Source organism: Hymenobacter terrenus, assembly GCF_000972495.1.
GTDB lineage: Bacteria > Bacteroidota > Bacteroidia > Cytophagales > Hymenobacteraceae > Hymenobacter > Hymenobacter terrenus.
This window is the reverse complement of record NZ_LATM01000052.1, coordinates 1-17,711: the sequence shown is the minus strand read 5'-3', so window position 1 is coordinate 17,711 and position 17,711 is coordinate 1. Positions and strand designations below refer to the sequence as shown.

The following is a 17,711-nucleotide window of genomic DNA, read 5'->3' as shown; positions in this document are numbered from 1 at the left end:
GCGGGGGACAACTTCTATGTCGGGCTGGTCCAAACGGCGGCCGTGGGGGGCACCCGCTATTTCCCGTTAGCGACGGTTCCGGTAGGGGGGGCGCGCCCCGAGACGTTCTTCAATATCGCTGACTACAAGGATACAAACTTTTGCTTAAGTTGCCTAATCGATGCCAGAAACGGCCCAGACGTGTGTCCGGCCTTTGTGATCGAGGCCCAGGACGCCCCCGCCCCCCCCCTCGGCACCTCCGCCGCGCTCCGCCGCGCGATCTCCCTGTACCCGAACCCGACGGCTGGCGTGGTGACCCTGGAGGTGCGGGGGGCCAACGCCAACGGCAACCTCGAGGTGCGGGTCACCAACCTGCTGGGCCAGACCGTTCACACCAGCGTGCTGCAAGACAACGCCCGCCACGAGCTCAACCTGTCGCACCTGGCCAAGGGCCTGTACCTGGTCCGGGTGCAGACCGGGACCGAATTCACGACCCGCCAGCTGGCCATCACCAAGTAGGCCACAACCCCTGGCTCCAGGAGAAAAGGCCGCCGAGGGGCGGCCTTTTTTGGTGGAAAAAGTGCTATTGAATATGGTATATGATCTTAGCGGGAATTTCGGTTCCAACTCTTGGCCTTGGTTAAAAGTTTGGTCCAAAAATCGCATTTGGCGCGGTAGTCTCTTATTCATCAGCGGTTTCCAATTCGACGGTTAGTAATGCGCCTAGGTCGAAGCGTAGCGCATCGCTCAGCGCCTCGTCGGAGAAATCAAACTCGCCTTGCAGGTTGATGTGCTGCCAGCTCACGGGCGACATCCGAGCGATGGCATCGGCCAGGGCCTGGCGCTCGGTGGGTGGGGCCTGAAACAGCTGCTGGTTCAGGTACAAGCAGTTCCAGCACACAATCACATTTTGTACGAGTCGTTTGCAGGCATCGGCGACTTGCTGTTCTCATTTGCCGGCATAGCGAAACTGCCCGTTTTGGCCATAGAACACGGCGCGGGCGAACTGGTGGGTACTTTCGAGCTTGTCCAGCTGGTCGTCGATGCGCTTGCGCAAGTCCTGATCGTCCATGTAGCGCAGCAGGAACTCGGTGCGCACGGCGCGCCCCAACTCGCGTAGGGCCAGGTAGAGCGGGTGATGCTGGGAGTAGGAATTGAGGCGCTTGAGCACGGTGGAGGCCGTCACGTGTTTCTGCTTGAGGCTGACGATGAGCCGCAGGATGGTTTCCCACTGCGCCTCAATCAGCCCCCGGTCCAGGTGCTTGCCCAGCCGCAGGTCGTACGCGGCTAGGTCGGGCACGGCCATGCCGGCGAAGGCATATAGTTGCTGGTCCTGAAACGACTGGATGCGCGGGGCAAAGGCGACCTGAATCAGGTACGTCACGGCGAAGTTGACTTCGGTGAAGCCGTGGGTATCGGTGCTGTGAATGGTCGATTCCACCACGTCGTTGTGCAGCAGGCCATCGACCATATAGGGGGCTTCCCGCGTAGCAGAAGTGAAGGTGGTCGAGTAAAACAGCCGGTGTCGGTCGTCGAGAAAGCCGTAGGACACAATCCCTTGTCTTGCCCGAAGTATTTAATAGGAGTAGGTGGCATGAATCGAATCCACGGCGACGTAGTACTTCTGGCCATCGGAGGAGGTGTGGGTCTGACCCGGGGCGCGCTGGAACAAGCGGCTGACGGGCAGCTTGCCGGTGAGGGCCACCACGGCGTCGTTGGCCCGGCGCAGGTTCTCGAGCGAGAAGTACCAGTTGACCGTGTTTTCCAGCGTGGACTGCGCCACGTGCTTGGTGGCGTGGGCCATGCGCGTCAGGCCCAGGTTGCAGCCGTAAGCCATGACGCCGGCGAAGAAGACCCGCTCGGCGGGACGAGGCGGGCGGTGACGGGGGCTCCAGTGTTCGAGGCACTCGGTGAAGCGGCACTGCTGGTTGACCGTGTGCAGCACCTCGTGCAGCGAAATCACTCCCGGTCCGGGAAATAGTGCCCGCGGTGGGGGCGTGTCCTCGTCGGCGGGCCGGGCCGGCGTTAGGAACCGCGGCCGACCATCGGCCCGCTGGCGTACGGCGGGGTTGGTGCCGGCGTTCAACCGCTCGAAAGTGCAGGCAAACGCCGCAGCCAGTTTGGCTTGTAGCGCGTCGAGAAAGGGGCCCGACTCGCGCAATTCCAGTAGGTTGGTGTGAAACAGCAGTTCCTCCCGCTGCGCGGCCCAGGTGGCGGCGTCGAGCAGGTAGGTGTCGAAGGGCCGGTAGCTGAGCGAATGGACCAGGTTCAATTTGCCTGCTTTCAGGTGGTCGGCCACGTGGCCGGCCAGCAGCGCTTTGTAAAGGGAGACGGCGCTGTCGGCCTCCTGCAGGGCGGCGCGTTCCGTCGCTTTCAGGAACGTAGCCGGGGGCTGGCTCCCCGGGTTGCCGGCCCGGTCGCGGTATTGGGTCAGGGCCTGCGCCAGGGGGTTGTCCGGGCGACCTTCGTAGGCCACTAGGCGCAGGATATCGCCCAGTCGGCGCTGCAAGGCCCGGGAGCGTTCCTCCACGACCTGGTAATACGGGCCAGCGGGACTGCCGCCCCCGCCTTTGCGCAGTTGCTGGGCCGTCTGGCGCAGCTGCGCAAACGCCGCCACGTCCGGGGTTTGCAGCCAAGCCAGTAATGCGGCTACTTTTTCCGCGTTGGTGCGGGCGAACGAAAAGGCCACGTCTTCCAGCTGCGCCAGGGCCGCGCCGTGGGCCACCACGCCGTCGAGTACCTGCCGCAGTTGGCCCGCAGTATCCTGCTGCTGGCGGTAGACGCGCTCCTGGGTTTCGCGCTGGGCGGCGTTGCGGTGGGTCTGCACCGCCTGCAACAAGGTTTCGGTGAGCAGGTCGCCGAGTTGATAGAACTGGTAGACCACGAAGCAGAGCACCATCAGGTACTTCTTGTCGGCCTGCTGCTGCACCTGAAAGACCTGCGCCCGCTCGACGTAGCGGGCGTAATAGCGCACCAGTTCCTCCGGCAAGTCCAGGGCCTGCACCACGGGATGCACGTGCGTGAATAAGGCTTGCAGCACGGTGTAGTCTTGGATGTTGGCGCGGATGGCGCTCGGGCGCATCAGCTCCAGGCTGCGCTTAAGCGTGGTTAACCGGTAGGGCCGGTGGGCGTGCGCCGGTGCTGCTTCTTCGGTGGTAAACAAGGCATCCAGCTGCTGGCGCAGGTCCGGGGTCAGCAGGCCGGCCAATTGGGTCGTGAGCTGCTGCTCGACCGTGCGAAAGGCTTCAGTGACCAACCTGGCCAGCGCGGCATAGGTCGGCACCTCCCAGCGGTGGGCGCGCAGGTAGTCCGCCGCCGTGCGAAACACGGCCACCGGGTTCATCTGCTGGCGGGCGAAGTGGGTGACCTGGCGCAGCACGTCGGGTTGCACCTGGTCGAACGGGGCGACCCCGAAGTGATGCAGGAGCAGCGGCCGGTGGCGGAAGCTGGCTTTGGTATCGTAGCGGCTCCAGTCCACGGCGCCCAGTCGGTGCTGTTGCTGCACGTAGGCGCGGTCGGCCGCGGTAAACCGGTCGACGGTGAAAAACCGGCCACTGGCCTTGAAGTAGCCCAGCTGCAGGATAAAGCCGCCGCGCATGTGCGCGGCGCTCATGGCCCGGAGCACGGGCGCGGCCCACTCGGGCAGGGAGAAGAAGAGTTGCCGCTGGGCGAGGGTGAACTTCGGCGGGGAATCAAACTCGCGGCGCGGTGCCGTGTCGAGCAGGGGAAGGGTACGGGCCATGACAAACGGGGGTGGTTGGAAAACGTCCCTTTTCCGGTACCACCCGCTCCCGCCCAAAATCGGCACCCCGGTAAAGGAAAAACCGGTACCCGAAACTGGTTTCCGCAATCAAGATACCTTAAATTTGCTTTTCGTTTGTTTCCGGTACCAGTTACCCCTCTTTTAATGAAACTCGGCTACGCCCGCGTCAGCACCAGCGAACAAGTGCTCGACCTGCAACTCGACGCCCTGCGCCAGGCCGGCTGCGAGCAGGTCTTTACGGACACGGTGTCCGGCATCAAGGCGCACAAACCCAGCTGGGAACAGCTGCTGGCCTACGCCCGGCCCGGCGACACCGTCGTCATCTGGCGGCTGGACCGGCTGGGCCACTCCACCAAACACCTGATTGAGGTGGTCGAAGACCTGAGCCGTCGCCAGCTACACCTCATCTCCTTGCAGGACCCCATCGACACCACCTCGCCCGGTGGCCAACTCGTGTTCCAGATTTTCTGCGCCCTGGCCGAGCACGAGCGCAACGTGCTCGTGCAGCGCACTCGCGCCGGGCTGCAAGCGGCCCGGGCCCGTGGCCGCCAGGGAGGGCGGCCGCCGGGCCTGGCCCCACGCTACCAGAAAGTGGCCCCGGCCGTTAAGGAACTCTACGAGGCGGGCCAGCAGTCTACCCGCCAGCTCATGGCCTACTTCCAGATTGGCTCCCGCCGCACGCTCTACAAAATCCTGCGCTTCGCTGGCTGCCAGATTAACGATACGCCCGGTGCTCCAGCACCAGCAGCAGCGGGCAATCTGGACTCGTAGCAGTGGATTCCCTTGTCAAAACCCAGGCTAAGGATTGGTCGCCCACAGCGTGATGTCCGTCACAAAGCCCCGGTCGTCCATGCCGAGCAGGTGCACGATGGCGCGGGCTACATCGGCGGCCTGGAGCTTGCGTTCGGGGTGCTGCACCGGCCAGCCCACTTTCTCCAGAAAAGGCGTGATGACTTCGCTCGGGTTGACCTCCATCACCCGGATGTTGTGGGGGCGCAGCTCGACCCGCCAACACTCGCTCATGCCGCGCAAGGCAAACTTGCTGGCCGCATAGGCCGTGCCGGTGGCGTAGCCGCGCTGGCCGGCAGTAGAGGCTACGTTGATGATGTTGCCGGCGCGTTGCGCAATGAAGTGTTTAGCTGCCTCGCGGCCCACCAGAAACGCGCCCAGCACGTTGGTGGCCAGCACCTGCTGGAAACCGGCCAGCGTCAGCGCCGGCAGGGGCGCGTGCAGCCCAAAGCCGGCGTTGTTGATAACCACGTTCAGGCCGCCAAGCTGCTGGGCCGCCCGCTGCACAAGTGCAATTACGTCGGCCTCCTGGCTCACGTCGGCCCGGATGGCGCCGGCGCCGGTCGTCTGCGCGGCGTGCGCCAGCGCCGCTTCGTCGCGGCCGCAGATGACCACGGCGGCCCCGGCCTGCACCAGTTGGCGGGCGGTTTCGAGGCCAATGCCGGAGCTGCCGCCAGTAAGGAGCACTTTGGCGTCCGATAGATTCATGGATTTTCTGCTGAATAAATTATTCCACTTTTTTCACCTCCTGGCTCCGGTCCTGGTCCAGCCGGGCCCGGTAGAAATCGGGGTGCCGGGGCAGTTGCACCGAGTAAGACGTGAGCAGGGCGATTTCCACTTCCCCGCGCAGCAGCGTGTAGGCCAGCACGTGGCCGCCGTGCTGCCGGTCGGCCGTGAGCAGGTGGAAATGGTAGCCGGGCAGGTTGACGCCCTTCAGGTAGGCCGGCAGCCGGTAGCCCACAAACGTGCCGCGCACCGTATCGAAGGCAAACACGTGCTGCTGCCCGATGAGGCGGGCCAGCGGCGGGTAGGGCCGCTGCCGCACGGGTGGGTTGCTGCGGGCACGCAGCCGAACAAACGTGCCCGTAATTTTCAGCGCCAGCAGGCGGTTGCCGGGCACCAGGGCGCTGTCGAGGTAGCGTTGCAGGGCGGCCTGGGGCAGGGGGGCGCGCACCGCCAGGCGGCGGGTGGGCCGGAAGAAGTTGACGCAGGCAAACGGGGTGTGCAGCGTGTCGGACGCGGGGTAGGCGCGGCCGTCGGCCTTGACCTGGTACACCCGCCCGTCAAGAACCACCATCTCGCCGTCGTTGTGGTTGAAGGCGCCGAGGCCAAAGTCGCCGTGGCGGCGCAGCTGCCCCACGGAGAAGTCGCCGTCGAACGTGCCGGCCAGGAAGGCATCGAGCAGCGAAAAGTGGAACAGTCGTCCGGCTGGAGCGGCGGGGGCGTGCGTCGCGGCCGGGGGCGCGGCCGGGGGCGCGGCCGGGTTGCACTTGGCCTGGCCCAGTACGCTGGTCAGGCCTACCACCAGCCCGCCCCACCCCCAGCAGCTATTGAAAAGCGCCTTCATTTGGCGGGATGCGAAGCGGGGGATTTACCAGCCGGCACGGGCACGACCACCACGCGGCTGCTCAGGGTGCTAGGCACCAGCAGCTGGTTGCGCCGGGCGTCGTAGCAGAAATCGGCCGGGCTGGGGGTGCCGGCCGGCAGCGGCACCGCAGTGGCCTGGCGGGTGGCCGGGTTGTAGCGCCACACCGCGCCCTGGGCGGGCGGATTGGCCGCTAGGCTCACCCAATCCGAATACAGCACTTGTCCGTCGGGCTGCACGGCCACACCGTCGAAAAAGCCGGGGGCCACGGGCAGGGCGGCAAACTCGCCCGCTTCGGCCAGGGGCCGGCACAGCAGCTGCCCCTGCCCGTTGAAGCCCGGCCCGAGCGTGACGACGTAGAGCAGGCCCCGGCCGGCGTCGTAGGCCAGGCCGTTGGCGCCGGGCGCGCGGCCGCGCAGCGGCCGAATGCGCCCCGTGCGCAGCGTCAGGGCATACGCCCGGCCCTGGTCGGAGGCGCTCACCAGCAGGGCCGTGTCGCCGAGGGCCAGCACGTCGTTGAGGAAAGCGGCCTTGGTATCGGCAAACGAGACGACGGCCGTTTGCTGGCGGATGGTCAGGTCGAAGCCGACTATCCGGTCGATATCGGCCACGTAGAGCGTGTGGCCAACCACAGCCAGGCCCTTGGGGGCGTTGAGCGGCGCCTCGCCAGGAGCCGGCAGCAGGCGGGCCGTCCGCACCCGGCCGCGGGCGTCCAGCTCGCTGACGTAGCCGTCGCCGTCGCGGGCCGCGGGGTCCAGCTTCGCGCCGATGTTGGAGACATAAAACCGGGTGCCGGCCGCGTCGGCGGCCACACTTTCGGGCGCGGCCAGGCCGGCGGCCGGGGCCGGCGACTGCGCCCGCGCGCCAAAACCCGCCAGTAGGCTACTCACCAGAACGGAGAACAGAAAATGCGTGTTCATATTAGATTAAACCAACAGAAAGCTGTGGGCCGGGTGGCTAAAACGTGAGGCCGATTTTGCCGAAGTGGCGGCCCGCCTGCAGCGCCAGCAGCGCTTCGCGGAGCTGCGCCACCGGGAACACCTGGTCCACGACGGGGTGCAGGTCGTGGGTTTCGATGGCGCGGTTCATGGCCTCGAAATCTTCGGTGCTGCCCACTTCCATGCCCACGAGGGTGGCCTGCTTGCCGAGTAGCGTGAGGGTGTCGACGCGCGTGGTCACGCCGTTGAGCACGCCCATGATGGCGATGCGGCCCTTGATTTTCAGTGCCCGGAGCGACTGGTTGAGGTTGTCGCCGCCCACGGTTTCCACCACCGCGTCCACGCCCTGGCCGGCGGTCAGGTCGAGCACGTGGGTGGGCCAATCGGGCTGCGTGCGGTAGTTGAGGGTGTGGTCGGCGCCCAACTCCGCCGCGCGGGCCAGCTTGGCGTCGTCCTTCGAGGTGATGATGACCCGCGCCCCGCGGGCCTTGGCAAACTGTAGCGCAAAGAGCGACACCCCGCCTGTGCCGTGCAGCAGCACGGTTTGCCCGGCTTCCAGCTGCACATAGCGCAGGGCGTTCCAGGCCGTGAGCCCGGCAATGGGCAGGGTGGCGGCTTCGAGGGGGGTGAGGTTGGCGGGCGAGCGCACCAGGGCCGCGGCGGGCACGGCCACGTACTCGGCCAGGTAGCCCGGCACGCCCAAGCCGGGCCGGGCGGCCACGGCCACATCGGCCGCCGTGGGGGTGCCGCCGCGCCACTGCGGGATGAAGGTGGACACCACATCATCGCCCACGGCCAGGGCCGTCACGCCAGGCCCCACGGCCACCACCCGGCCGGCCACGTCGGAGAGCGGCACGTGCGGCAGGGGCAGTCCGGGATTGAAGCCGCCCGAGATGACGAGCAGGTCGAGGTAGTTGAGGGAGGCGGCCCGCACCTGCACCAGCACCTGCTGCGGGCCAGCCATGGGTTGGGGCACCTCGGCGAGGACCAGATGGTCAAGCCCGAATTGTTCGATGTAAAGCGCTTTCATGGAAAATGAAAAATGGATAAAATGCCCGCCCAACGGGCACAAGCAAGAAAAAACGGCGTGAAACGGGTACAGCGCAAGCTTTCGGCCCTCGGGCTAGCCCCGGTCGGGCAGTAGGTTGAAGCTGCGCTCCAGCGCCTCGGTGTCCTCGTAGAATTGGTGAAAGGCAATCAGCCCGTCGCGCACGCGGCACACCAGCGCCCAGTCGCTCTCGAAGAGCCGGCCCGTGGCGCGGACCCGGTGGCGGAAGCTGCCCCAGGCCACGGCCGTGTGCTCGTCGCCCAACAGGCCCTCGTGCTCAAACTGCTCGGTCTGGAAGGCATCGGCCAGGCCCTGCAAAAACGCCTCCGCCCCGGCGCGGCCCCGGAACGTGCCGTAGAGCGGCAGCCGGGCCTGGGCTGCGCGCTTCACGTCAATGAACTCGGCCTCCGGATGCACCAGGGCCAGGGCAGCGGGGCGGTCGTGCCGGGCCAGCAAAAAAGGCGCGCACCGCCGCCACGGCGGGTCCTTCGCTGGTCGGGCTCATCGCTGGCCAGGAATGGTGTAGCCGCCGTCGACGAGGATGCTCTCGCCGGTCACGAACGTGGCCTCGTCGGAGCAGAGCCACACCACGAGCCTGGCCACCTCCTCGGGGCTGCCCAAGCGGCCCACGGGGTGGGTCCGGCCAAATGCCTGCACGGCCTCGTCGCTGCCCAGCGCCTCGCGGGTCATCTCCGTCGCAATGCCGCCGGGGGCCACGTTGTTGACCCGCACGCCGTACGGGGCCAGCTCCAGGGCGGCTGGCCGCATGAGCCCCTCCACGGCGGCCTTGGTGGCTGAATACACCGATGAGCCCACCAAGGCTCCCCGCGAAAGCCAGGACGCACAATTGACGATGGCCCCGCGGCCGGCCGGGCGCATGGCCAGCGCCTCGTGCTTGAGGCAGAGCCACACGCCTTTCACGTTCACGTCGAAGGTGCGGTGGAAGTCCTCCTCGGTTTGCTCGGTCAGTGGGGCGAACGAGCCAATGGTGCCTGCGTTGTTGAAAGCGCAGTCGAGGCGGCCGTAGCGGCGCAACACTTCGGCCAGCAGCCCGGCCACGGCGGCCTCGCGGGTAACGTCGGCGGTATGGGCAAAGCCCTGGCCCCCGGCCGCCTCGACTGCGGCCAGGGTCTGCTCGTTTTCGGCCGCGCGCCGGGCGGCCACGACCACCGTCGCGCCGGCCCGGGCCATGGCGACGGCCGTGGCCCGGCCAATGCCGGAGCTGGCCCCAGTAACAAGCGCAATTTTATGGGTTAAAGAAGTCATAAGCGTGGGGAAGCTGATTTACCCCACAAAGCTCCTGACTTGCTATCTTTGTGTCAAGTATGCACTTTTCAGTGCACTACTTACCATAAAGTTAACATGTTTTTTTACAATCTATTAATTTGCGCCATGACCAAGAAGACCGTGGAAGCCGCCCCCCAGTGCTCCGTTGACTACGCCTTTCAGCGCGTGGGCGGCAAACACAAAGGCCGCCTCATCTGGCACTTGCAGGACGGCCCCGTGCGCTACGGCCAGCTACGCCGCCTCATTGCCGGCGTGTCGCCCAAAATGCTCACCCAAGCCCTGCGCGAGCTGGAGGAAGACGGGCTAGTGACGCGGCATATTTTCGTAGAAGTGCCGCCCAGGGTGGAGTACGCCCTCACCGACAACGGCGCGCAGCTGCTGCCGTTCATCGGGTTGCTCAAGGAATGGGGCGAACAGCAGATGCAAGCTGCGGGGGTGCGGTCAGTGCATGAGGAATTAACGGCTTAGCACACGTTCACTCTGTTGCGGCCGGGCGCGACCAAATGCGATTTTTGGACCAAACTTTTAACCAAGGCCATTACCTGGTACGAGCAGCAAACCGCCATTCTGGCCCAGTTGGGTGTTGTTAGAAGCTGTTTAAGTTAAGCGGGCAAGTCGGCGAATATTAGCCACGTAGAGCCACGCGTTGGCGTGGGTCGTTTTGCGTTCGTAGTCTTTGGCTAGGCGCCGATTATTGCCGGCCCAGGCAATGCTGCGCTCGACTACCCAGCGTTTGGCGTGGATGAAAAAGCGGCCTTTTTACGCCAGGACGCCTGTGGGTACCTGGGCCTGAATACCGCGCTGAGCGAGGTGCTGGCAGAAGCGCCGGCCAAAGCCGCTATCCACAAAGACGAGTTGCACCTGGTCGAGCAGTTCGTTGCTCAGGGCCAAGGCGTCCCAGACCTGAGCGGCAGTGGTTCCATCGTGGCAGCTGGCTGCTACCACGCAGCTAGCCAGTAAATTACCTAAGGTGTCTACTAGGAAAAAGCGTTTGCGCCCCTTGATACGCTTCCTTGCGTCGTAGCCGACGCTGCGGGTGCTAGTCGCTGTATTTTTCACGCTTTGACTGTCGAGGATGACGGCGGTGGGCTGGGCTTTTTTTGTCCGTTCGCGGGCCGCAATGCTCAAGCAGCCACTCACGCGCTCCCAGGTGCCATCGGCGCTCCACTTGGTAAAGTAGTAGTTAGTAGTACACCGTCACCCACGGCGGCAGGTCGGCGGGGACGTCGCGCCAGACACAGCCGTTTTTTAACACGTAGAAAATGCCGTTCACAATCGCCCGAAGTGGCCACTTGCTGGTACGTTGCACGACAAAAAGTGGGGCAATGGCCTGCCATTGACGCTCAGTTAAGTCTGAGCTATAACGCTTTTGCTACATCCAGCAAACTTACTAACTTAAACAGCTTCTTAGCCGATAATGCGAGCGACCAGTTCCGGTAGCCACTGCACATATTCTACACTATTGCCATCGGGATGGCGTGCGTAGAGCATCGTACCAGTGGGGGTGGGCGTCGGGGGCTGGGTGATGACGGCACCGGCCTGTTCTAGTAGTCGCTGAGCTTGCGCCAAATCAGCCACGATGAGCGGGCCGTGGCTGCCGCGAATGGGCGCCAGCGCTTCTGCGCTGCCCCCAACCAGCAGCACATCCCCGATGGCGATCAATTCCCATTCGCCAAACGTGAAACAAATGTCGGGGGCCCGGCCAATCAACTGCTCAAATAAGGCGAGGGTGGCGGGCAGGTCCTGCGTGAAGACGCGCGCATAGGTTTTGAGTATCATCATAGAAAAGGCAGTACGGCCGTTGGCACTCCGGCAAGCGTTGGCGCAGCAAAGGACTGGGGCCGGCCCAACCCCTCCAATACCTCACCGAAAAGTGAGCCGCCTTCGGGGTTGGTTTCACGCGGGTCATCGCGGGCCATTTATTGCCGATAACCAGCGGCGCTAACTTTCCCCGGCTCTTACCGGTTGCGTTCTGCTGATGGCACCACGAAAAGAGACGTCCACCAACTATCTGAACGAGCAAGTGCTCGGCCATACCTGTGTGCTAAACGAGGTACTCAGCGGCATCAGCGGCCGCTGGAAAATGCAGGTCCTCTACCTCATTGCGCAAGACCAGAATCGCTTCAGCTTGCTCAAAGCCACCTTGCCGACGCTATCCGATCAAACCTTGGGCAAACGCCTCCGGGAACTGGAACAGGCGGGCTTGGTAACCAGGCACCCCGATGCGACAGTCGTGCCGCCGCAGGTCCGGTATGCCGTCACCCCCAAAGGCGGGTCGCTGCTGACGCTGCTACAAGCCATGTGCCGGTGGGGAACGGATTATTGGTAGCGGAGTGCGGGGTCGAAGAAATTAGACAACACCGTTGCTGCTGCGCACGATGCCCTACCGGGTACGACCTAGCTGTCGGGCAGCGGCTTGGGTGCTGCGGCTTTCACTGGCCAGACGCAGAGCCTCGGCCTTAAACGCCTCGTCGTAGTTACGCCGTTTGTCGGGCGACGCCCCGCTCTTTTTTGCTGTCATTACAGAAGAAATATTACGTCCTTCTTCTGTCCACCATTCCTAGACCACCTCAGAGTGCGCCTTCCTCGGCAATCGTTTGGGGAGAGCGGCCGCGGAGCGCCTATCGAAAGCAAGAATACTCCCTACCCGGCTTCGGTTTGCGCGCCGCAACGAAGCCAGCAGCGGCTTCCGCTTTTCGAGTCTGATTCAAATGCCCCCTAACAGTCCCCCACCAACCTCCTGCTCGAAGAATTAGCGGAGAAAGAACTCTTATGGGTGTTGTTAAACAACTAGGGCAAAACCTCCGACTTAGCCGCGCAACTGCCTGATTCCCCTTAGCAGCACTTTGGTTGCCAAAGTATTATACAGCAAGGGGGCAAAGCGATAGCCTTAACGTTCGTTTTCGCTATTGTATTTCGATTGTCTTAAGGGGCGTATAAAAGCATCGTTTTTCGCTACTCTTACGACGCATTTATGCCTTATCGGTAGCATTCAAGCTGCTTGGCTGCCAAGTCGGAGGTTTTGCCCTAGTTGTTTAACAACACCCTCTTATGGATGGCGCAGCACCCCCGGTTGAAAACGCCGACGCGAAGCCTGGATTTGTTCTAATTTGCAAAAGCATGAAGGAACTAGTAGAGCATTATTTTCGCACGACGGCGGCTGTACCGGCGGCAGAATGGGACTTTCTGGCCCCGCGGCTGCGCACGCAAACGTTGGCGAAACAAGAGCTGTGGCTGCCCGCCGGCCAGGTGAGCCGGCAGTTGGCGTTTGTGGAAACGGGCGTGCTGCGCTCCTTCCTCAGCACGGACGAGCGCGAAATCACCAACGACTTTTTTCTGGCCGGCTCGGTGGCCGGGGCTTTCACCAGCTTCCTTACCCAGGGGCCTTCCGCCTGGGCGGTGCAGGCCCTGGCTCCTTGTCAGTTAGCTACTATTTCCCATGAGCTGCTGCAAACGCTCTATAACCGCCACAGCTGCTGGCTGCACTGGGGACGGCACCTGGTAGAAGCCCAATTTCTGCACAAATGCCGGCGCGAAACGGCCTTTTTGCGCGCTTCGGCCGCCGAGCGCTACCAGACCCTGCGCCAGCAGTACCCCACCCTGGAGCAGCAGGTGGCCCAGTACCACATTGCCTCGTACTTGGGCATCAAACCCGAAACCCTGAGCCGGCTGCGGGCCGCCACGGGGGCCGTTTCGCTACTTTCTTGATGTAGGTCAAGGCATCGCCTACCGGGGCAGCCGGACTTTTGTGGGAGTATTTCATCCCCCCTCAGCCCGCCTTGCCCCATGCCTTTTCTGCACCTCACCCTTAGCGCGCCGCCTTCCCCGGCGCTTACCGCCCAGGCCGCCGCCGTGCTCACCAACCTCACGGCGCAGGTCCTGCGCAAAGAGCCCCGGCTGATTGTTGTCGCGGTGAACTACGTGGACCCCACTCATTGGCTGGTGGCTGATAAAACCCTGGCCGAGCAAGGCTTGGCCAGCTTCTTTCTTGACATCCGCATTACGGACGGCACCAATACCAAGGACGAGAGAGCCACCTACCAGCACCAGGTGTTCACGCAGCTGAGCCAGTTACTGGGGCCGCTCCATACGATCAGCTACGTCTGCATGCACGACGTGCGGGCCGAGGCGTACGGCTACGGGGGGCTCACCCAGGAGTTTCGTTACGTGCAAGGCCGGCTGGCGTCCGTTGCCTCATCTCTCCCGGCGGCCCGGGTCAGCCAGGGCGTGCACGTTCCGGTGTAGCCCCGTGCCACTTGACTCTTTTCGCGCTTTCCGGAGCCGCGACTTTCGCTTGTTTTTCACCGGGCAATCCTTGTCGCTGCTCGGCACCTGGATGCAGAAGACGGCCGTCAGCTGGGTGATTTACACGCAAACGCAGTCCAAGTTCATGCTGGGCCTGAGCGTGTTTGCTACAATTTTTCCCTCGGCGCTGCTCTCGCTGCTGGGCGGCCTCGTGGTCGACCGCTACCCCGCTTATCGCGTGCTGCTGCTCACGCAGGTCTTGTCCCTGGCGCAGGCAGCGCTGCTGGCCCTGGTGGTGTGGCTGAACCCCCACGCGGTGTGGGAAACCCTGGGGTTGAGCGCGGCCCTGGGCTGCATCAACGCCTTCGACCTGCCGGCCCGGCAGTCGTTGGTGTACGGGCTGGTGGAAGACAAGCAGGATTTGCCCAACGCGGTGGCCATGAGCACCACCATGGTCAACGCGGCCCAACTGCTGGGGCCGGCCCTGGCCGGCGTGGTGCTGGCCCGGTTCGGGGCGCCGGTCTGCTTTGGCTGGAATGCCCTCAGCTTCGTGGCCGTTCTCGGGTCGATGCTGGCCATGCGGCAGCGGCCAGCCCCTGCCCCGACCACCGGCCGCAGTCTGCTGGGCGATTTAGCAGCCGGGTTCCGCTACCTGCGGGCCACGCCCGACATCCGCTTTATCATCGTCATGATGGCGCTGCTCAGTTTGCTGGTGCTGCCCTTTGCGACCCTGCTGCCGGCCTACGCCAAAGACATTTTTCACGGCACGGCCACCACCTTCGGCGTGCTGGAAGGAGCGGCCGAGCTGGGCGCCCTGGCCGGGGCCCTCTTCCTAGCCACGCTGAAGCCAACGGCTAATCTCAACCGGATATTGACCACGAATACGTTTGTCTTCGGGGCGGGCCTGCTGCTGTTTGCCTACACCCCGTGGTATCCGGTGGCGCTGGCGTTTCTCGCGCTGAGCTCCTTCGGCATGATGGCCCGCATCACGCTCAACGTCAGTCTGCTGCAAACGCTGGTGCAGCCGGCCATGCGCGGCCGGATTATCAGTCTCTACATCCTGGCCTTTTCGGCCATGCTGCCGCTGGGCAGCCTGCTGGTGGGCGCGGTGTCCGAGCTGATAGGCGTGCAGCCGACCGTTCTGGTCGAGGGAGTTGCGGCCATTCTGTTGGGACTGATTCACCTGCGGCAGTTGCGCAAAGAAACCTCCACGGCCGTATCGACGGCATCCCGCCCCGCGGAGCGAGCCGCCGCTTAACCGGTATCGAAGACCTTTTCTATAGTTTCATGCTCAAGCACCTCTTTCGGCCGCTGCTGACCGGCGTGGCCCTCTTGCTCAGCCTAGCCGGCCGGGCTCAACTCACGGCGCCGCTGCCCCCCTACAATGCCCGCGCCTTGTTTGGTCTCGCCTACGCCGGTCCGGCCGGCCCGGGCACGCGCACGGCGGGCGGGGCGCCAGGGGCCACGTACTGGCAAAACCGGGCCGACTACCAGATAGCGGCCACGTTGGACGAAAAGGCGGCGCGGCTTTCGGCCGTGGCCACCATCACCTACATCAACCACAGCCCCGACGCGCTGCCCTTCGTGTGGCTGCAGCTCGACCAGAACCTGTTCCGGCCCGACTCCCGCGGGGCGGTGACTACCCCCGTGGCCGGCCGCAGCCGCCGCCGTAGCCGCCAACCGGGCTTCCGGGGCGGCGACTCGCTGCAAACCGTGCGTATCAAGCTTCATGGCAAGGCAAGGAATGCGGCCTGCCGGGTGAGTGACACGAACCTGAAAATCACGCTGCCCGAGCCGCTGAAGCCGCATGGCGATAAGCTCATCCTCACCATCGCCTACTCCTTTGCTATTCCCGCGAATGGAGCCGGCCGCATGGGGCACAGCCCGAGCAAAAACGGCGAAATCTTCCAGGTGGGCCAGTGGTACCCGCGCATGGCCGTGTACGACGACCTGGAGGGCTGGAACACGCTGCCCTACCGGGTGAGCGAATTCTACCTCGACTACGGGGACTTCGACTACACCCTCAACGTGCCGGCCAATTACATCGTCGGCGGTTCGGGCGAGCTGGTGAACCCCGCCCAGGTTCTGACGGCCACCCAACGCCGCCGCCTGGCCCAGGCCGCCGGCTCCGACCAAACCGTGCCCGTGCGCACCGCCGAGGAAGTAACGCAAGCCAATGCCCACCCCAGCAGTAAAAACGGCCGCCTGACCTGGCATTTTCGCTGCCGGCAGGCGCGGGACGTGGCTTGGGCGGCCTCGGCCGCCTTCGTGTGGGACGCCGCCCGGCTTAGCCTGCCCAGCCGGCGCCCGGCCCTCGCCATGTCGCTCTACCCCGTCGAAGCCGCGGCGGACTCGGCCTGGGGGCGCGCCACCGAATACGCCAAACACAGCCTCGAGTACTACTCCCGGCAGTGGCTGGAGTATCCCTATCCCGTGGCGACCAACGTGGCCGGCGCCGTGGGGGCCGTCGAGTACCCGGGCCTGGTGTTCACCAGCGCCGGGTTCGCGCGGGCCGACCTCTGGAAATGGACCAATCACAACTTCGGCCACACCATTTTCCCCATCGTGGTCGGGTCCAACGAGCGCAAATACTCCTGGATGGACGAGGGGTTTGATGCCTTAACTTGCTTTCGACGCGGCAATTCAATCACGGCGAGTACCTGCCCGCTGCCGACACTGCCGCTTTGTTCCGCGAGCTGCTGGCGGGGATGCTTAACCCCCGCACCGACCCGCCCGCGACCGTATCGGATGAAATGGCCTACGACCAGGAGTTTTCCTGGCGCACCAAGCCCGCCTACGGCTTGCTGCTGCTGCGCCAGCAAATCCTGGGGCCGGCGCGCTTCGACGAGGCCTTTCGCGGCTACATCCAGCGCTGGGCCTACAAGCACCCGGCGCCCCGCGACTTCTTTCAAACGATGAACGAAGCCAGCGGCGAGGACCTGACGTGGTTCTGGCACGAGTGGTTCTACGAGAACTGGCTGCTCGACCAGGCCGTGACCGGCGTGGCCTACGTGAACCAAGACCCCGCCCAGGGCGCACTAATCACGTTAAAAAATAACGGCCAGGCCGCCATGCCCGTCACGGTGGCGGTGCAAGAAACCTCGGGCAAGACCGCGCAGGTGCGCCTGCCCGTGGAAATCTGGCAGCGGGGCGACACCTGGACGTTCCGCTACGCGTCGACCTCCCCGCTTCTCTCCGTCGTGCTGGACCCGACCAGCGTCCTACCCGATGTGAACCGGGCGAACAATACGTGGAAGCTGTTCAAGCAGCTAGGTCGATAACCCTTGCCGGTTCACGCGCAAGTCGTGGGAAAAGGCGTTGGCCTGTACTTGTTCGGGCAGCTCAGGGGAGGCCCCCTCGGTTTACTAGGAGAGCATCAAAAAGTGTGGGGCAGTAGGGGGTAACCGCCTTCTGGCTTAACTTGAAAGCCCCTCTCTATCGGTGAGGCACTGACCGATGCGCTACGCTTCGACCTGAGGGTGTTACTCACTGTTGAGTGGGAGGGCACTGAAGGCTAAGAGACTGTAGCTCCAAATGCGACTTTTGTACCAAACTTTTAACCAAGGCCAATGTTTTAAACATAAGCTGCGGGCCCTTTGGTAGATAAGGCATCAGCATCGTTGAGGCTTTTTATTTTTCTTACTAGTATCGGCAGCTGTGAAAACATTGCTACTCGTTTGTGCCTTGCTGTTTAATGCTATCGATTAGGCACAGAATAAACAACAAAGCCCTCTCACACTGGAGGACTTTGTTGTGTAGTTGCTACAGAGTGGTTGGAGTAAACTTGAAACTCATCCACCTAGGGGAGGGGTAAGGAGCTGACCATTGTTGAAACGGTTCACCTGGGCTTGTTGTGCCGTTACTTATATCTAGCGATTTCCCACTGAATTGATTTACAAATTGGTATTCAGAGTTGTAAGGGTAATTGTACTGCAGTACCCAAGTAGATTGCCTTCCAGTCGAGATACTAACCGTGGCTTTTTCGCCATTCGCCAACGAGCCTCCTCTAATTCCAATAATGCCGAGATACCGTTTAGAAGCTGTTTGAGTTAGCAAAATTTGAGGATTGGGCGAATG

General features: G+C 63.6%; 19 protein-coding genes and 2 pseudogenes. 9 read left to right on the top strand and 12 right to left on the bottom strand.

Features of this window, described 5'->3' with window-relative positions; all coding sequences use genetic code 11:
• Positions 1-498: T9SS type A sorting domain-containing protein (locus WX88_RS29725; RefSeq protein WP_156176440.1), on the top strand; the 498-nt coding region annotated here is incomplete at its 5' end.
• Positions 499-661: 163 nt separating this feature from the next.
• On the opposite strand, the pseudogene WX88_RS25480 reads toward WX88_RS29725, so the two are convergent.
• Positions 662-3,721, bottom strand: a pseudogene (locus WX88_RS25480) (Tn3 family transposase).
• 165 nt (positions 3,722-3,886) lie between these two features.
• Here WX88_RS25480 and WX88_RS25475 point away from each other — a divergent pair.
• On the top strand, positions 3,887-4,513 hold the full coding sequence (locus WX88_RS25475; RefSeq protein WP_046247250.1) for a recombinase family protein: 627 nt from the start codon (positions 3,887-3,889) through the stop codon (positions 4,511-4,513).
• A 27-nt stretch (positions 4,514-4,540) separates the two neighbouring features.
• On the opposite strand, the gene WX88_RS25470 is transcribed toward WX88_RS25475, so the two are convergent.
• From WX88_RS25470 to WX88_RS25445, 6 genes are all read right to left on the bottom strand, one after another.
• The gene (locus tag WX88_RS25470) at positions 4,541-5,239 is read right to left on the bottom strand and encodes an SDR family oxidoreductase (RefSeq protein ID WP_046247249.1); all 699 of its coding nucleotides are present in this window, start codon (positions 5,237-5,239) and stop codon (positions 4,541-4,543) included.
• A 19-nt stretch (positions 5,240-5,258) separates the two neighbouring features.
• Complete coding sequence (gene budA / locus WX88_RS25465; protein WP_052733110.1) at positions 5,259-6,098, bottom strand: acetolactate decarboxylase; 840 nt, start codon at positions 6,096-6,098, stop codon at positions 5,259-5,261.
• Positions 6,095-7,036, bottom strand: coding sequence for an SMP-30/gluconolactonase/LRE family protein (locus WX88_RS25460; RefSeq protein WP_052733109.1), 942 nt, complete (start codon positions 7,034-7,036; stop codon positions 6,095-6,097). Before WX88_RS25460 ends, budA begins: the two co-directional genes overlap by 4 nt.
• A gap of 37 nt (positions 7,037-7,073) precedes the next feature.
• Complete coding sequence (locus tag WX88_RS25455) at positions 7,074-8,084, bottom strand: zinc-dependent alcohol dehydrogenase family protein (RefSeq protein ID WP_046247248.1); 1,011 nt, start codon at positions 8,082-8,084, stop codon at positions 7,074-7,076.
• 93 nt (positions 8,085-8,177) lie between these two features.
• Positions 8,178-8,558 carry a nuclear transport factor 2 family protein gene (locus tag WX88_RS25450; RefSeq protein WP_046247247.1) on the bottom strand — a complete coding sequence of 127 codons (381 nt, stop codon included), beginning with the start codon at positions 8,556-8,558 and terminating at the stop codon, positions 8,178-8,180.
• Between the two features lie 45 nt (positions 8,559-8,603).
• Positions 8,604-9,368, bottom strand: a complete 765-nt coding sequence (locus WX88_RS25445) for an SDR family NAD(P)-dependent oxidoreductase (protein ID WP_046247246.1) — start codon at positions 9,366-9,368, stop codon at positions 8,604-8,606.
• 126 nt (positions 9,369-9,494) lie between these two features.
• On the opposite strand from WX88_RS25445, the gene WX88_RS25440 reads away from it, so the two are divergent.
• Positions 9,495-9,857: a winged helix-turn-helix transcriptional regulator gene (locus tag WX88_RS25440; RefSeq protein WP_046247256.1), complete on the top strand. Its 363-nt coding sequence runs from the start codon at positions 9,495-9,497 to the stop codon at positions 9,855-9,857.
• Positions 9,858-10,148: 291 nt separating this feature from the next.
• On the opposite strand, the gene WX88_RS29190 is transcribed toward WX88_RS25440, so the two are convergent.
• The 3 genes and pseudogenes from WX88_RS29190 to WX88_RS25430 form a co-directional block, all read right to left on the bottom strand.
• Entirely contained in the window at positions 10,149-10,529 is a 381-nt protein-coding gene (locus WX88_RS29190; RefSeq protein WP_052733108.1) for a transposase, read from the bottom strand.
• Between the two features lie 43 nt (positions 10,530-10,572).
• Positions 10,573-10,728: pseudogene (locus WX88_RS30565) on the bottom strand (transposase); the annotation flags it as partial.
• A 68-nt stretch (positions 10,729-10,796) separates the two neighbouring features.
• Positions 10,797-11,171 (bottom strand): VOC family protein, encoded by a 375-nt coding sequence (locus WX88_RS25430; protein WP_052733107.1) that lies wholly within the window; start codon positions 11,169-11,171, stop codon positions 10,797-10,799.
• Between the two features lie 196 nt (positions 11,172-11,367).
• On the opposite strand from WX88_RS25430, the gene WX88_RS25425 reads away from it, so the two are divergent.
• On the top strand, positions 11,368-11,718 hold the full coding sequence (locus tag WX88_RS25425) for a winged helix-turn-helix transcriptional regulator (protein WP_046247244.1): 351 nt from the start codon (positions 11,368-11,370) through the stop codon (positions 11,716-11,718).
• A gap of 54 nt (positions 11,719-11,772) precedes the next feature.
• On the opposite strand, the gene WX88_RS30560 is transcribed toward WX88_RS25425, so the two are convergent.
• The gene (locus WX88_RS30560) at positions 11,773-11,910 is read right to left on the bottom strand and encodes a hypothetical protein (protein WP_156176438.1); all 138 of its coding nucleotides are present in this window, start codon (positions 11,908-11,910) and stop codon (positions 11,773-11,775) included.
• A gap of 599 nt (positions 11,911-12,509) precedes the next feature.
• Here WX88_RS30560 and WX88_RS25420 point away from each other — a divergent pair.
• From WX88_RS25420 to WX88_RS31625, 5 genes are all read left to right on the top strand, one after another.
• Positions 12,510-13,097: a Crp/Fnr family transcriptional regulator gene (locus WX88_RS25420; RefSeq protein ID WP_052733106.1), complete on the top strand. Its 588-nt coding sequence runs from the start codon at positions 12,510-12,512 to the stop codon at positions 13,095-13,097.
• A 78-nt stretch (positions 13,098-13,175) separates the two neighbouring features.
• On the top strand, positions 13,176-13,634 hold the full coding sequence (locus WX88_RS25415; protein ID WP_046247243.1) for a tautomerase family protein: 459 nt from the start codon (positions 13,176-13,178) through the stop codon (positions 13,632-13,634).
• 4 nt (positions 13,635-13,638) lie between these two features.
• Entirely contained in the window at positions 13,639-14,892 is a 1,254-nt protein-coding gene (locus WX88_RS25410; RefSeq protein WP_046247242.1) for an MFS transporter, read from the top strand.
• 29 nt (positions 14,893-14,921) lie between these two features.
• Positions 14,922-16,553 carry a M1 family metallopeptidase gene (locus tag WX88_RS25405; protein WP_231590796.1) on the top strand — a complete coding sequence of 544 codons (1,632 nt, stop codon included), beginning with the start codon at positions 14,922-14,924 and terminating at the stop codon, positions 16,551-16,553.
• Positions 16,550-16,915, top strand: a complete 366-nt coding sequence (locus WX88_RS31625) for a hypothetical protein (protein ID WP_231590795.1) — start codon at positions 16,550-16,552, stop codon at positions 16,913-16,915. Before WX88_RS25405 ends, WX88_RS31625 begins: the two co-directional genes overlap by 4 nt.
• Before the next feature lie 481 nt (positions 16,916-17,396).
• On the opposite strand, the gene WX88_RS32260 is transcribed toward WX88_RS31625, so the two are convergent.
• On the bottom strand, positions 17,397-17,690 hold the full coding sequence (locus tag WX88_RS32260) for an RICIN domain-containing protein (protein WP_394331767.1): 294 nt from the start codon (positions 17,688-17,690) through the stop codon (positions 17,397-17,399).
• Positions 17,691-17,711: the final 21 nt, after the last annotated feature.

Excerpts from the sequence above, each read along its gene's own strand:
- WX88_RS25460 (WP_052733109.1), bottom strand. The coding sequence starts at position 7,036 with ATGAACACGCATTTTCTGTTCTCCGTTCTGGTGAGTAGCCTACTGGCG.
- WX88_RS25420 (WP_052733106.1), top strand. The coding sequence starts at position 12,510 with ATGAAGGAACTAGTAGAGCATTATTTTCGCACGACGGCGGCTGTACCG.
- budA (WP_052733110.1), bottom strand. The coding sequence starts at position 6,098 with ATGAAGGCGCTTTTCAATAGCTGCTGGGGGTGGGGCGGGCTGGTGGTA.
- WX88_RS25405 (WP_231590796.1), top strand. The coding sequence starts at position 14,922 with ATGCTCAAGCACCTCTTTCGGCCGCTGCTGACCGGCGTGGCCCTCTTG.
- WX88_RS25470 (WP_046247249.1), bottom strand. The coding sequence starts at position 5,239 with ATGAATCTATCGGACGCCAAAGTGCTCCTTACTGGCGGCAGCTCCGGC.
- WX88_RS25475 (WP_046247250.1), top strand. The coding sequence starts at position 3,887 with ATGAAACTCGGCTACGCCCGCGTCAGCACCAGCGAACAAGTGCTCGAC.
- WX88_RS25430 (WP_052733107.1), bottom strand. The coding sequence starts at position 11,171 with ATGATGATACTCAAAACCTATGCGCGCGTCTTCACGCAGGACCTGCCC.
- WX88_RS25440 (WP_046247256.1), top strand. The coding sequence starts at position 9,495 with ATGACCAAGAAGACCGTGGAAGCCGCCCCCCAGTGCTCCGTTGACTAC.
- WX88_RS25445 (WP_046247246.1), bottom strand. The coding sequence starts at position 9,368 with ATGACTTCTTTAACCCATAAAATTGCGCTTGTTACTGGGGCCAGCTCC.
- WX88_RS31625 (WP_231590795.1), top strand. The coding sequence starts at position 16,550 with ATGAACGAAGCCAGCGGCGAGGACCTGACGTGGTTCTGGCACGAGTGG.
- WX88_RS25455 (WP_046247248.1), bottom strand. The coding sequence starts at position 8,084 with ATGAAAGCGCTTTACATCGAACAATTCGGGCTTGACCATCTGGTCCTC.
- WX88_RS25415 (WP_046247243.1), top strand. The coding sequence starts at position 13,176 with ATGCCTTTTCTGCACCTCACCCTTAGCGCGCCGCCTTCCCCGGCGCTT.
- WX88_RS30560 (WP_156176438.1), bottom strand. The coding sequence starts at position 11,910 with ATGACAGCAAAAAAGAGCGGGGCGTCGCCCGACAAACGGCGTAACTAC.
- WX88_RS25425 (WP_046247244.1), top strand. The coding sequence starts at position 11,368 with ATGGCACCACGAAAAGAGACGTCCACCAACTATCTGAACGAGCAAGTG.